Origin of the sequence: Thalassospira lucentensis (genome assembly GCF_001613805.1) — a bacterium.
Taxonomy (GTDB): Bacteria; Pseudomonadota; Alphaproteobacteria; order Rhodospirillales; family Thalassospiraceae; genus Thalassospira; species Thalassospira lucentensis_A.
In genome coordinates, this window is sequence record NZ_LPVY01000021.1 from 246,490 (window position 1) to 259,539 (window position 13,050).

Annotated in this window: 12 protein-coding genes; 4 read left to right on the forward strand and 8 right to left on the reverse strand. The window is 58.1% G+C overall.

All coding sequences use genetic code 11. The features are described 5' to 3' along the window. Positions 1 to 139 precede the first annotated feature (139 nt). The 5 genes from AUP42_RS16820 to AUP42_RS16840 form a co-directional block, all read right to left on the reverse strand. Positions 140 to 406: a hypothetical protein gene (locus tag AUP42_RS16820; RefSeq protein WP_062952739.1), complete on the reverse strand. Its 267-nt coding sequence runs from the start codon at positions 404 to 406 to the stop codon at positions 140 to 142. Then, positions 403 to 2,295: a portal protein gene (locus AUP42_RS16825; RefSeq protein WP_062952740.1), complete on the reverse strand. Its 1,893-nt coding sequence runs from the start codon at positions 2,293 to 2,295 to the stop codon at positions 403 to 405. The genes AUP42_RS16820 and AUP42_RS16825 overlap by 4 nt, the downstream gene beginning before the upstream one ends. 3 nt (positions 2,296 to 2,298) lie before the next feature. Then, a complete protein-coding gene (locus tag AUP42_RS16830; protein ID WP_062952741.1) occupies positions 2,299 to 2,541 on the reverse strand; it encodes a hypothetical protein in 243 nt (80 codons plus the stop codon). A 189-nt stretch (positions 2,542 to 2,730) separates the two neighbouring features. After that, positions 2,731 to 3,237 carry a hypothetical protein gene (locus AUP42_RS16835; protein WP_062952742.1) on the reverse strand — a complete coding sequence of 169 codons (507 nt, stop codon included), beginning with the start codon at positions 3,235 to 3,237 and terminating at the stop codon, positions 2,731 to 2,733. Beyond that, entirely contained in the window at positions 3,225 to 3,665 is a 441-nt protein-coding gene (locus AUP42_RS16840) for a hypothetical protein (RefSeq protein WP_062952743.1), read from the reverse strand. The genes AUP42_RS16835 and AUP42_RS16840 overlap by 13 nt, the downstream gene beginning before the upstream one ends. 348 nt (positions 3,666 to 4,013) lie before the next feature. On the opposite strand from AUP42_RS16840, the gene AUP42_RS16845 reads away from it, so the two are divergent. From AUP42_RS16845 to AUP42_RS16860, 4 genes are all read left to right on the forward strand, one after another. Further along, the gene (locus AUP42_RS16845) at positions 4,014 to 4,301 is read left to right on the forward strand and encodes a hypothetical protein (protein WP_062952744.1); all 288 of its coding nucleotides are present in this window, start codon (positions 4,014 to 4,016) and stop codon (positions 4,299 to 4,301) included. 148 nt (positions 4,302 to 4,449) lie between these two features. Beyond that, complete coding sequence (locus tag AUP42_RS16850) at positions 4,450 to 4,644, forward strand: YegP family protein (RefSeq protein WP_062952745.1); 195 nt, start codon at positions 4,450 to 4,452, stop codon at positions 4,642 to 4,644. Positions 4,645 to 4,786: 142 nt separating this feature from the next. After that, positions 4,787 to 5,407 carry a LexA family transcriptional regulator gene (locus tag AUP42_RS16855; RefSeq protein ID WP_062952746.1) on the forward strand — a complete coding sequence of 207 codons (621 nt, stop codon included), beginning with the start codon at positions 4,787 to 4,789 and terminating at the stop codon, positions 5,405 to 5,407. 153 nt (positions 5,408 to 5,560) lie between these two features. Continuing rightward, entirely contained in the window at positions 5,561 to 8,770 is a 3,210-nt protein-coding gene (locus tag AUP42_RS16860; protein WP_231858324.1) for a CHASE domain-containing protein, read from the forward strand. 48 nt (positions 8,771 to 8,818) lie between these two features. On the opposite strand, the gene AUP42_RS16865 is transcribed toward AUP42_RS16860, so the two are convergent. Genes AUP42_RS16865 through AUP42_RS16875 form a run of 3 tightly spaced genes read right to left on the reverse strand, consistent with a single transcriptional unit; the run spans position 8,819 to position 12,987 of the window. Then, a complete protein-coding gene (locus tag AUP42_RS16865) occupies positions 8,819 to 9,637 on the reverse strand; it encodes an inositol monophosphatase family protein (protein WP_062952747.1) in 819 nt (272 codons plus the stop codon). 36 nt (positions 9,638 to 9,673) lie between these two features. Next, positions 9,674 to 10,774, reverse strand: a complete 1,101-nt coding sequence (locus AUP42_RS16870; protein WP_062952748.1) for an ABC transporter ATP-binding protein — start codon at positions 10,772 to 10,774, stop codon at positions 9,674 to 9,676. After that, complete coding sequence (locus AUP42_RS16875) at positions 10,771 to 12,987, reverse strand: ABC transporter permease (protein ID WP_062952749.1); 2,217 nt, start codon at positions 12,985 to 12,987, stop codon at positions 10,771 to 10,773. The genes AUP42_RS16870 and AUP42_RS16875 overlap by 4 nt, the downstream gene beginning before the upstream one ends. Positions 12,988 to 13,050: the final 63 nt, after the last annotated feature.

Consider the following 13,050-nt stretch of genomic DNA (forward strand, 5'->3'; position numbering starts at 1 on the left):
AAGTCTGGATGCCCGCGTTCGCGGGCATGACGGTTGAAGGCAAAGGTCACTCCACTCTCCCCGTCACTCCCGCGAACGCGGGAGTCCATCGTGCCGCATGCTCCTCAACAAAATTGATCTCCGCCAAGGCACAGGCCTGTCATCCCTTATTATCCGCCGCGCCTCCGTTTACGCTGCCCCTTGCAAGCCGCGCCATCTGCAAAACAAGCGCCCGCTGCCCTTCACGCATCCAGATCGCACGATCCGGGCTTTGCGGGCCAAACGCGGTTCGAAGGATGCTGCGTTCAAGCTCCGCCAGAACCTTCTGCCCCGCGCTCGTGCCAAAACATTGCCGCCAATGCACCCGATCCACCTCTTCGGTTTCGTCGTCGGCGGCCAAGCCGTCAAACCAGTCCCAGCCACTCATACCGCATCCTCCATAACGCCCGCCTCAAGTGATGGCTCGACCGGCGGCGAAACCGGCATCATCGGCCTGAGCAAATGGTCCGGCACCCCGAACTGATCGGCAAGCCAGCGGACCATGTGCGGCATATCGACTTCGCCCAGCGCCTCCGGCCCCAGCGTCGCAATCCTTGATAACCAATCCATCGCCTGCCCGGCCTGCACCCGTTTGGGCAACTGCGCCAGCGGCGCGCTATGGCGCAACTGCACGACATCACCGTCAAGCGGCATGTCGGGCAACTCGCCGCGCCGCACCAGAATATGGATCGCCCGGCGAATAAGCGGATAAAGCAGTTCCGCCTGTAACCGCCCATAAGTCGCCCCCAGCAACCGGGCATTTTCCGATGCCCGTTCGAGAACCTCGGTCGCGGTCATGCCGGGCTGGTCACTTTGCCCCAGCCGATCAGCCAGAAGGCACCGTCGGATACGATCACGCAAATCCGACAGCACCAGATCGGAAACATCAAACCGCCCCGGCGCATCAAGTGGCGTTAACCCCGCCGAGCCCACCGCCTTCGGGATGATGCTTCCCGGTACAAGCCGGATCGCCGCCGGGTTCAGAACCCCGTCATCATCGGCCTGCCAGATGCCGGTCACCGCGATGGATGCGTTTTTAAGCACCAGCTCCACCACCTTGTTCGCCGTCTTGATATCCGGCAGCGCCTTCATCACCGGCGACCTGCCATAAACCTCGCCCGGTGCCTTCATCCAGCGAAACGCGATATAGGGCGACACGTCAAACCGGTCCCGATGGATCACCCCATCTTCGCCGGCCAGACCACCCGAAACCCGCCCCCCATCCTCAAAAAACACGCAAAGCTGATAACCGCCAAACGCCCCCGGATCGGGCAGAACCGCCTCGACCACCGCGTATCGTTTCGGGCTCTGCCCCTCATCCCGATCCCTATCGGGCAACCGCGCGTCTGGCCATTGCCTTGCAATCTCGTCCCGGCTCAGCGACAGCTTGCGAAACACCGCATCCATTCTGCCGTCACTGCGTTCCTCGAACGCCAGTTCACGCAGCGGCACCGCGCCAAACCGAAACGCCGACGGGCTTAGGAAATCATCCGCTTCAAGTCGAAGGCAGGCCGTCCCCGCCGTCACCAGATCAAGAAACGCCTGATGCATCTCGACCGCAAAATTGGACCGGTCAAAATGCCCCTGCAAAATGCTCGCGGCCCGTGCCAGCCGCGCGGTCAGAATGTCCCGATCCGCATCCGCTACATTGCCGCCCGGCTCAAACGTGAACCAGCCGCCCATCGGCGGGGTGATTTCCGCCATCAGGCTGGCCGCAAGCTGCTCGACCGCATCCGGGGCCGTGGCATCAAACACCCGATCAAACTTCTTTTCCCCACCAGACACCCCGCCGGATGCTCCCGGCTGCTCGCTCGCCCCGTTGCGTTGCGGCAGGGCGAATTCATAACATTCCTGCCAATGGCGCATCCAACCGCGCTTCTGCCCCATCGCCGCCCGAAACCGGGCCCGCAAATCGGCAATCGCAATCGTCACGGTTTTGGTTCCGGCATTGCTGCGTGCCCCGGCTCTCGCCCCCGCACCCGCACCAGCACCAAGACGGCCCACCGGCTCCTTCGCCATCCGGCCAAGTCCCGCCGCCGTCTGGTCTGCTCTCGACAGGCGGACATCCTCCGGCCTGGCTTCGGCCTTGTCCGTTCCCGTCCGGCCAGTCCCCCCAACCCGGCCAGCTCCAACCAGACCATCACCACGCCGCGTCTCCGCGCCGTTGCCCGCCGCCCCATCGGTGACGGCCCGATCAGACGTCGGACGCTTTGCCGCCACACCCGTCTTCCGCGCCGGGCGGACCGGGTGCGCTTTGCGGTTCTGCCGTTCTGTCATCGCCTAGTCCCCCAAAAGATTTTTGCCGCCCGCCGCACGGTCGATCCGGTCCGAAAGCAACCCGCGAAACCCCGTACCGATCAGACCGGCCCGGCCATAGCGTCGCCGCTCCAGTGCCTCGGACCGCGCCCGTCGTGCCGCTTCTGCCGCACTTTCCACGTCATCGACGGACGGCGGATTTGCGGACGGACTGGTGGCAATTGGCGGTGGCGCTGCTGGTTTTGGTGTCGAAAACAGACTGCCCATGATGCCCCTTTGCCTCCCTCTGCCTCATCCCATAGACGGGACCTGAAAAACCAAATGCCCCAAACCGGAGCCCTAAAACAAAAAAGCCCCAAGCCGGGGCTGAAAACAAAAACGCCCGCAACGCGGTGAAGCGATGCGGGCGCAATTGTGGTGTTGACTTCTCCCTTATGGCACAAGAAAAAGAACAAATCAAGAACATTTTTCAGAAAAAAACACTCTCCCACCATAAGCCTTTGTTTCCGCACGTTTTATCGCGCAAAAAAGTTGATGCGGCGTCACGATCCAGAACCCGGAAATGCCCAGCAACCGTTTGACGAACTCGACACAGGTAAACGCGCCCAATCGCACCCGCCTTGGCACTTCCGCCGGATAACTGACCCAGATGCAGTCAAATCCGCGCGCCCGGTAATGGGCTTCGGGGTCGAACAGAACCGAATAATGCCAGACATCGCACGCGATCCTGTGGCTTTGCGGATCAAGGCAGATCCACTCCCCGGCACGTCCGCCCGACATCAGCACGAAACAATGCCGGAAACCGGGTTTCAGCCACCGCAAAAGCCGCTTTTCAGGCGCATCGGCAAACACCACAAGCACATCGCGCATGACGGGTTCGGTTGGCGGATTTGCACCCGCATATGCGGGCTGTTTCGCCGCCGCCAAAGCAGATGTGATCGCCTCTCGGGTCAAAGTCTGCATGGCGGCAATTCCCCCGTCATTTTGATCATTTTCTCGGGATGGTGAAAGGCATCCTCGGCCCCCGGAAGGACAATATCACGCGCAATCAGCACATCCTCCAAGGCCGCCATCGCATCGCACCAAAGATCATATTTCGGCTTTTCACGCCCATCGCGCGGATCGGGCGTGCGTTCCACCAGCCCGTAATATTCGATCACCTGCAAATGCCGGTCATCCAGCACATTTTCACGCCGTAACCGCATGACCGCGTTATAAATATCATCCGGGTCGCACGGGCGCACAACGTCGCTGGCATCCGCCACCACACGCGCCCCTTCGATCCGTGACGCCTGGCACCGCACAAACCAGAACCACGCCTGCATGGCGCTGGAAAACGGGGTCGTCACGCGGTCCGCTATCGGCTTGGGAAAAAGTCTCTGTTCACTCATTTCGCCCTCCTGCTGATCTGCCTGTCTCGCATCAACACCCCGAAAAAGCGTGCAAATCTCCCCTTTTGCGCATCATCGACTGCGCAAAACCGCCAATTGCCGGATATGTAAAGATTGCCAACGTGATACGTGCAAAACCCGGCTTATATGCCGTTTTCCGCCATTCTGACCGCATCAAAGCTATTTCCGGATGCACTTCCGGTGTTGATCCACAAGCTATAATCCCTTTTTGTTCTCATTGTAAAGGATTAATTTCCTATTACCCGAACAGCCGCAAAAATGCTCGACTTGGCGGTCACCGGATGAATAATGGCCTTACCGATATCCACAACCAGACGAGAGACTCCCATGAGCTGGGCCAGCATCAAAATGACGGAACAGGAAGCAATGGGAGTATCGACCGATTTTGTCGATGCGTTTGAAAAGCTGTTCATTGCCGCCAAAAAACCGCGTGACGCCGCCCTTTTCTGCTCGCGCGAACTGGGGCCGGATGATGCGTTTTTCCTCTCCCCCGGCGCGCAGAAAATTGCGACCTCCCTGCTCGCCCTTCGCCCGGCCACGAAATGCAAGGCACCGTCGAAAAAGGATGTGATCCTGCTGGCGGGCCATGATGACGGGATTGCACTTCTGCGCTAATCCCGCGCCCTTCCTGCCCCGTTTCATCACAAAACCGCTTCTGATCTGTCTTCATGGATGCCTGACCGGGGATGCCCGACCGGGCAGTTTTCCATCACCGGCCATGCGGTCCACTGCATGCCGATCCACTGACAGTCAGGAGTCTCCCATGGCAAATCCCCCGTCCCCGCGTTACGAGCTTTACAAGGACAAGAAAGGCGAATGGCGCTGGACCTATATCGCGCGCAACGGCCTTAAAATCGCGATGAGCAGCGAGGGCTACAAAGCCAAAGCCGACTGCATCCACAGCATCGATCTGCTGAAATCATCGAAAGACGTTCCGGTGCATGACGCCACGGCTTAAGCCCCTCTGCGAAACACAAAACCCCGGCATCCATTGCCGGGGTCGATACCCTTTTCAGGTGCTTCGCGATTTTGGTTCGACTTTCGTGCATGAAAGGAATTTGTTCCTTTTCGGTCGCCCTTTCATCCTGCTAGGATGACGCATGATCCGGCAAGAACAGATATGGGGCGCGCTTGACAAGATCGCCGAAGATAACGGGCTGTCCCCCTCCGGACTGGCCCGTTTGGCGCAGCTTGACCCCACCACATTCAACCGGTCCAAACGCACGACAAATCAGGGAAAGCCACGCTGGCCCTCAACCGAAAGCATTTCAAAGGTGCTGTCGGTCGCCAATGTTACCTTTCAGGAATTCGCCCAGCTTGTCGATGGCAACGGGGCCGGGCGCGTGCCGGTCATCGGCTTTGCCCAGGCCGGAAATCGCGGCTTTTTTGATGATGCCGGTTATCCGGTCGGCGGCGCATGGGAAGACATCACCTTTCCCGCCCTGCACGATCCGACCGCCTATGGCCTTCGGATTGCAGGCGATTCCATGGCCCCGGTCTTTCGCGATGGCGATCTGATTGTCGTCTCCCCGGCATCAAATATCCGCCCGCAGGATCGCGTGGTTCTGAAAACCACATCGGGCGAAGTCATGGCCAAGGAACTGGTCCGCCGCGGGGCGATGGGGGTTGAACTCAAATCGCTCAACCCGGCTTATGAAGACCGCTATGTCGAGGCCCGCGACATCGACTGGATCGCGCGCGTCCTTTGGGTCAGCCAGTAAAAGCACCCCACCCTTTGCAATCTCCTCAAATGGGGATGGTGCATCGGGGAATTTGCGTGATAATCGATCTGAAACAATGCGGTTGGGATATTCCTTTTTGCGTATGATTTCCCATCTGAAGCAATAGCGCCCCAACCCCGGGAAGGATCGAATTTGCGTCTGGGCCCTGTTCATATCATCCGCTTTGCGGCGATCACGCTAACCTATTTCGTTTTCGGTTATGCCGGGTTGCAGTTTCCCTTTTACGGCAGCAGCGTCACCCTGATCTGGGCCCCATCCGGGATTGCGTTGGGCGCCCTGGTTGCGTGGGGATGGCGGTATTTTCCGGCGGTATTTCTCGGCGCACTTCTTGTCAATCTGACAACATCCGCGCCGCCGGAAACGGCCATTCTGATCGCGACCGGCAATACTCTGGCCGCGACCCTTTCATCGCTTCTGATCGTCAGATTTTGCAGCAAGACACCCCTTCTGTCCGCGCGCGGCATATTTGGCCTGATTGCCATCGGCGGGATCGGCGGCCCGGCACTTGCCGCCCTTTGTGGCACGCTCAGCCTCAGCCTGACGGTAATCGGAAATTTCGATCAGTTCACCACCATCTGGCACGGCTGGTGGCTTGGCGATCTGGTGGGGGCACTGGTGATCGGGCCGCTGGTCCTGCGCCTGATCCATCAGAAATGGCGCGCAAACGGCTTGGCCTATTATGCCGAACTTGCCTTTGTCTGCGTCGCAACTATCATTGTTTCATCTGCCGTGCAAACCACGCCGCTGATCGCCAAGCCAGAATATCTGTTCATCTTTGTCTCCCTGCCCTTTGTCTTGTGGGGGGCCATCCGGTTCGGGCTGCTTGGCGCGGCACTGGTCAATGCCCTTGTCGTGATTGATATCGTGGTTTTTGCCGCAATGGGCGAAAGCACGTTTCTCAACATCAATATGAATGTCGGGCTGGCAAACCTTTACAGCTATGTCATCGTGGTCACCATCGGCACCCTGTTGCTGGGTGCGGGGATCGAAAAAATCAACATCGTCACCTCGCGCACCCGCGACGGCAGGATTTCAAACGATATTCACCGGCTGCGCCGCAATCTTGCGCTGATTGTCGGTCTGCTGGGGTTTTCAATATCCGGGCTGGCGGCGTGGTACACGTTCGGTCAGATCAACGAGGCCACCGATGCCCAGACCGAACAATATCGCCGCGCGTTCGAAGCATCCCTTCGCGAGGAACTCGGCCGTGCCACCGACAGCCTGATTGCGGTTCGCACCCTGTTTGACGTGCATGGTGACGTGTCATTCCACACATTTAACGCCATGATCGGCCCGTGGGTGGAACGGCGCGCGGGTGTCGGGGCGCTGGAATGGGTACCCTATATCGAAGGCCGCGCCCGTGCCCTGATCGAGGAAAACGCATCGCTGCGCGGGGTTGAAAATTTTGAAATCCGCAGTCTGGTCGATGGCCAAATGCAACCGGCACCGGAACGCGATGCCTATTTCCCGGTTTTCTATATCTTTCCGCGATCCGGCAATGAAAACGTGATCGGCTTTGACCTTTCAAGCGAGGAAATCCGCAATCGTGCCCTGCAAACCGCCATCCGTACCGGCAACATTACCCTGACCGAGCCGGTCAAACTGGTTCAGTCCGCCTCGTCCGAGGTCACAGCCCTTGCCTTTCTGAATGTCCCGAACCGGCGCAATCCCGGCGCGGCACCGCTTGGTCTTGCCGTGGGTGTGCTGCGCCTGACAAACATGATCACGCGCGCGGCACGCATTGCGCGCCTGCCATCGGATTTTGAAATCCATCTGGCCGATCTGGATGCACCCGCAGGTCATCAACTGATCTATTCCAACCGCAGACCCGACTACGCGATGAGCCACATCGCGGACGAAATCACGGCAGGCTACAACCCCAAAGTATCGACCTTTACCTTTGGTTTCCGTGACTGGACGATTGTCCTGCACGGCCCCGGGGCACGCCTGAACGGGCTTTTATACTGGCAGCCCTGGGCGATCTTTGTGTTCGGTGCGACCATCAGCATCCTTTTGATGGTTTATCTGCGCTCGTTGACCCGGACGGAAAGGCGGATTGTCGATCTGGTCTATCAGCGTACCCTGGAACTTGAAAATGCCCGGCAGGAAGCCGAAAACGCGATGAATCAGGCGCAGCAGGCCGACCGTGCAAAATCCGAATTCATCGCCCATATGAGCCACGAATTCAGATCGCCAATGACCTCGATCCTGGGCTACGCCCAACTCGCCCGCGACGGGATCGACAAACACGAACCCTCCGAAACCGTCCGCAATTACCTCTCCACGATCAACGGTGCCGGGCGGCATGTTCTGTCTCTGATCGGGGATGTTCTTGATCTGTCAAAGATCGAGGCGGGCAAACTTGTCCTTGAAGAAGTCCCGACCGACATCCACGCGATATGCGAGGAAGTCGTTTCCATGATGATGGTTCCGGCACGCAATCAGGATAACCGCCTGCATCTTGAAATCCCGGCCGATATGCCGCGATGGGTAACCGGCGACCCGGTCCGCATCAAGCAGGTGCTGACCAATTTCGTTTCCAACGCGATCAAGTTCAGCCGGTCTGGCGATATCCATGTCATCGCAACCCCGCAGGAAATTGCCAACGGTCGCATGGCATTCCGCATTGCTGTGCGCGACGAGGGGATCGGCATCCCCGCCGACAAATTACGCTCGATCTTCGAGGCCTTCACACAGGTCGACACATCGACAACGCGCCGCTTTGGCGGTACCGGTCTTGGCCTTGCCATCTGTCAGAAAATGATCCTTGCGATGGGCGGCACGATTGATGTCAAAAGCACCGAGGGCAGGGGCAGCACCTTCTGGTTTGACCTGAACCTGCCGCTGACGGATGCGCCAAAACTCGGCAGCGACGCCGAAGACGACAGTCAGCTCGGCCTTGCCGATCCGGACAAGCCGCGCGTATTGGGGCGCAAACTTCTTCTGGTCGAAGATATCCAGATCAACCGCATTCTCGCCCAGAAACTGCTTGAACAGCAGGGCCATGAAATCAGTGTTGCCACCAACGGGCAGGAAGCCCTCAACCTGTTGCAGGAACAGGATTTCGACGCGGTTCTGATGGATGTGCATATGCCGGTCATGGACGGGATCGAAGCCACCCGCCAGATCCGCAAATTTGCCGACCCGGTCAAGGCAACCATCCCGGTTCTGGCCCTGACCGCCGACACGTCAAACGACAATCTGGCCGAATTTCGCGAGGCGGGCATGGATGCCCATTGCACCAAGCCGCTGGATATCAAGGCCATCAACCATGAACTCGCACGCCTTGATTACCGCATGCTGTCTGAACGCAAACAGCAACTGACCGGCACAGGGGGCTAAACCCCGGCACCGGTCATCATGCATTCAATATTGCTTAATCAGGTGTAATCAGCCCCGATACGAAATCCCGATCATATCCGCCAGATGTTTGGCAACATTGGGCCCGGCGGCCAATATCGGCCCGCCATTTTCAAGCACATCGGGCAGATCAAGAAAATCATTGCACCAGCCGCCCGCCTCACGCATCAGGACAATCCCGGCCATGCAATCCCACGGATTGATATGCGGCTCGTAATAACCGATCAGACGCCCGGCACTGGCATAGGCCATCATCAACGCGCATGATCCGTTGCGGATGAACATGCCTTCCTCGTCCAGCAACTGGCCGATCACCGGCACGATCGAGCTACTGGGCAGGCGATGTGACATGCCGATCCCCATCACGCCATCGCTGACCCGTTTGGCATTGCTGGCCTTGACCGGTTCGCCATTCACACGCGCTCCGTCGCCGATGACCGCACTGAAAAGCTCGTCATTGCACGGATGATAAATCAGGCCAATGACGGCTTCCTTGCCGATCATAAGAGCGACTGAAATGCACCATGTCGGCATCTGATTGACGAAACACGCCGTGCCATCGATCGGGTCAATCACCCAAAGGCAGTCATTGTCACCCTTCTCGATGCCCATTTCCTCACCAAGGAACCCATCCTCGGGAAAGGCATCACCGATCCGGTCGCGAATGATTGCCTCGACGTTTTTGTCCGCAATGCTCACCATATCAAGCGCGTTGGTTTTGGTTTCAATCGCAAGATCGGCAGCGTCGCCTTCATAATATTCCATGGCGCGTTTACCCGCCTCGCGGATCACGTCGCGCGCATGTTCAAACCGTGCCTCGATATCAATTCCCGAGAATGCTTTTTCCACTTTGTCCCTGCCTGAAACAGTTTTGTTGTTGATCGATTATTCTGCCGAAACGACGGCCATGCCGCGTTCAGAAAAGCCGATGGCAACCTCTTCGCCCGCGATGATCGGTGTATCGATCCGGTGATCGATCACAAACAGCTCGCCAATCGGGGTTGCCACGGAATACTGCATCTGACTACCAAGATAGGCTGCATGCGTAATGTGACCTTTTAGCGACGTTTCAATGACATGCGCATCACCCGCAATCGCCGCCAATCCGGTCAGTTGCACCGCATCGGGCCGCACGGCAACCCGGACCGGTCCCTTTGCCTGCCCGCGATGACGCAAATTGCATTGCGCACCCCCGATATCGACGCGGGCGTGATTGCCATCGATATTGACGATCTCGCCATCGACCAGATTGGCATCACCGATAAAGTCGGCGATAAATTCCGATTGCGGCTGTTCATATAATTCGCGTGGCGTGCCCTGCTGCGCGATCACCGCCCGGTTCATCACAATGATCCGGTCCGACACCGCCAATGCTTCTTCCTGATCGTGCGTCACATAAACCGCCGTCAGGCCAAGTTTCTGCTGCAAATCGCGGATTTCGGTCCGCACATGACGGCGAAGCTTGGCATCAAGGTTTGATAACGGCTCATCAAGCAACAGAACTTCGGGTTCCAGCACCAGCGCACGCGCCACCGCAACCCTTTGCTGCTGCCCGCCCGAAAGCTCGGATGGCAGGCGACTGCCGTAACCGCCCAAACCGACAAGATTCAAACCTTCCTCGGCCTTTTCCCGGGCCTCGACCTTGGCAACGCCGGTGACACTCAGCCCATAGGCAACATTTTCGGCCACCGTCATATGCGGAAACAGCGCATAGGACTGAAACACCATGCTGACATCACGGTCCGTCGCCGGAAGCTGTGTGACGTCCTTGCCCCCAATCAGGATACGGCCATTTGTCGCATGTTCAAGCCCGGCAATCATCCGAAGGGTCGTGGTCTTTCCACAGCCGCTTGGCCCCAGAAGGGTGACAAGCTCGCCCGGATTGATGGTGAAAGACACATTGTCGATCGCGGTAACTGCCCCGTGACCATAGGTCTTGGTGACATTGTCGAATACGACCGAACCCGCACGCGTTTTCAGTTTCATGAATGCTTCTCTCTCAGATTTCCTGTCGCTGACTTGTCCGGTGTTGCCTCAACCCGGTCCTCGCGGCGCAAACGCCGTTGCCCGATCAGGCCGTTCACAACAAGGATCGCGGTCAGCATGACAAGGATCAGGACACTGCAATAGGCAATCGCAACGCCGTATCGCCCGTTTTCCACAAGCCCGATGATATAGGATGTCGCCATATTGTGGTCCGCACTGACCAAGAAGATCACCGCACTGACCGACGTGATCGCACGCACAAAGCTGTAAACCAGTGCCGCAACAATCGCCGGGCGCAGAAGCGGCAGGATCACACGACGGAACGTGGTAAAGCTGTTGGCCCCAAGCGTCAGGGATGCTTCATCAAGGCTTTTGTCAAGCTGGCTCATGGCGGCAATCCCGCCGCGCACCCCGACCGGCATATTGCGGAAGATAAAGCAGATCACAAGGATCACACCCGTTCCGGTCAATTCGAACGGCGGCACGTTAAACGCCAGAATATAACTGACACCAATCACAGTGCCGGGGATGGCAAAGCTTAACATCGTGCCAAATTCAAACGCACTTTTGCCCCGGAAGTTCTGCCGCACCAACAGATAGGCCGTCGTCAGCCCGACCGCTGCGGTCAGGGGTGCCGCAATCGCCGAGATGTTTAACGTGGTCCAGAAACTGTCCCATGCCGCGCCGGCCCAAACGATGCCATGCTCGCTCCAGCCGACACCGAACGCATCGCCGTAATTATCGAACGTCAGGCTGTTATCAAAGCCCCAGCGTTTGACAAAACTACCATAGAAAATCATGCCATACAGCACGACCGTAAAGATCGCCCACGGAATGGCGGTGAAATAGCACGCCAGCCGCATACCGGGATTAAGCCCGACATGCGCCCCGTTATCGGCCTTGCCCGACACCGTGGCATAGGATTTCTTGCCCAGCCAGAAACGCTGTGCGGCAAAGGCCGAAAGTGTGAAGAACAGCAAGATCATCGCCAGAACGGCAGCACGCCCGGCATCGTTCTGTGCACCGACAATGGCAAAGAATATCTCGGTCGACAGCACTTCGTAATTGCCGCCCAGGACCATCGGGTTGCCGAAATCGGCCATGCTTTCAATGAAAGCCAGCAAAAAGGCATTGGCCAAACCGGGCCGCATCAGTGGCAGCGACACATTAACGAATGTCTGCCAACGCCCGGCCCGCAGGGTTTGCGATGCTTCTTCCATCGACGGGCTGACACCTTCAACCACACCGATCAGCACCAGAAAAGAAATCGGGGTGAAGGACAGGGTCTGTGCCAGCCAGATTCCAGGGAGGCCATAAAGCCAGCGCCCTGCCTCCACCCCGAGCAGATCAGCAAAGAACTGCGTAACAGCCCCCGACCTGCCAAAAAGAAGGATCAATGCCAGACCAATCACGAATGGCGGGGTAATGATCGGCAGTACCGTCAAAACCCGAAGCGGCTTTTTGAACCGGAACCCGGTCCGCGTCACGACAAGCGCAAATGAAAGCCCCAGCAAAGTGGTTGAAACAGCGGTCAGAACCGCCAGAAACGCCGTATTCCACGCAACCCCGCAAACACCCCCGGCAAGGCAGCCCAGCCCCCAGATGCTGTCGTCAAAGAAATTGCGGATAAAGGCCACACCTGAAAGGTTGCCATCAATATCGACAAACGATCCGATGAAAATGCGCGCAACCGGAAAGAATACAAACAACCCGACAAGCGCAATAACCGTCCCGATGGCGGATGTGACAAACACATCGCCCCGCATCGCCCCCGCCGCGGCAAGACCGGTGCAAAGCATTACAAGCAGGCAGGCCGCGGTAAACATCGCGCCATAGCCAAGGCCATATTGCCGGACATCAAGCGGGCCGAATATCGCATCAAGCCAGCCAAATCCCCAGCCGGAAATACCGACAAAAAAGCCCTGCCCGACCAGATAGACCAAGCCACCCAGCCCGCATGAAATCAGGATACGGGCATAATGCGGATGATCGCGCCCGGCGCGCGCCAGTGCGAGTGGTGCCAGCAGAAATGCCGCAATCGGCAACAGCCAGAATTTTTGATGGAAGGTCGCTTGCAGGATCGCAGGCGAATAATCGCCATACATCGGATAGCCGTCATACAGCCATTCCAGGGTCCAGAACCCGTATTCCTGCTGATACCAGGGTAAAATTGCAAAACCGATCCAGCCGATCACCAGCCAGAACCAAAGCATCCGGTTCACCGAAACTCTCCTGCACGCCGAATTGGGAAGTCTGGCCCTGTCCGTCCGATGGTC

Bases quoted from the DNA above. Each gene is read 5' to 3' on its own strand.
- AUP42_RS16830 (WP_062952741.1), bottom strand. From the start codon at position 2,541: ATGGGCAGTCTGTTTTCGACACCAAAACCAGCAGCGCCACCGCCAATT.
- AUP42_RS16840 (WP_062952743.1), bottom strand. From the start codon at position 3,665: ATGAGTGAACAGAGACTTTTTCCCAAGCCGATAGCGGACCGCGTGACG.
- AUP42_RS16870 (WP_062952748.1), bottom strand. From the start codon at position 10,774: ATGAAACTGAAAACGCGTGCGGGTTCGGTCGTATTCGACAATGTCACC.
- AUP42_RS16820 (WP_062952739.1), bottom strand. From the start codon at position 406: ATGAGTGGCTGGGACTGGTTTGACGGCTTGGCCGCCGACGACGAAACC.
- AUP42_RS16825 (WP_062952740.1), bottom strand. From the start codon at position 2,295: ATGACAGAACGGCAGAACCGCAAAGCGCACCCGGTCCGCCCGGCGCGG.
- AUP42_RS16845 (WP_062952744.1), top strand. From the start codon at position 4,014: ATGAGCTGGGCCAGCATCAAAATGACGGAACAGGAAGCAATGGGAGTA.
- AUP42_RS16855 (WP_062952746.1), top strand. From the start codon at position 4,787: ATGATCCGGCAAGAACAGATATGGGGCGCGCTTGACAAGATCGCCGAA.
- AUP42_RS16835 (WP_062952742.1), bottom strand. From the start codon at position 3,237: ATGCAGACTTTGACCCGAGAGGCGATCACATCTGCTTTGGCGGCGGCG.
- AUP42_RS16850 (WP_062952745.1), top strand. From the start codon at position 4,450: ATGGCAAATCCCCCGTCCCCGCGTTACGAGCTTTACAAGGACAAGAAA.
- AUP42_RS16875 (WP_062952749.1), bottom strand. From the start codon at position 12,987: ATGCTTTGGTTCTGGCTGGTGATCGGCTGGATCGGTTTTGCAATTTTA.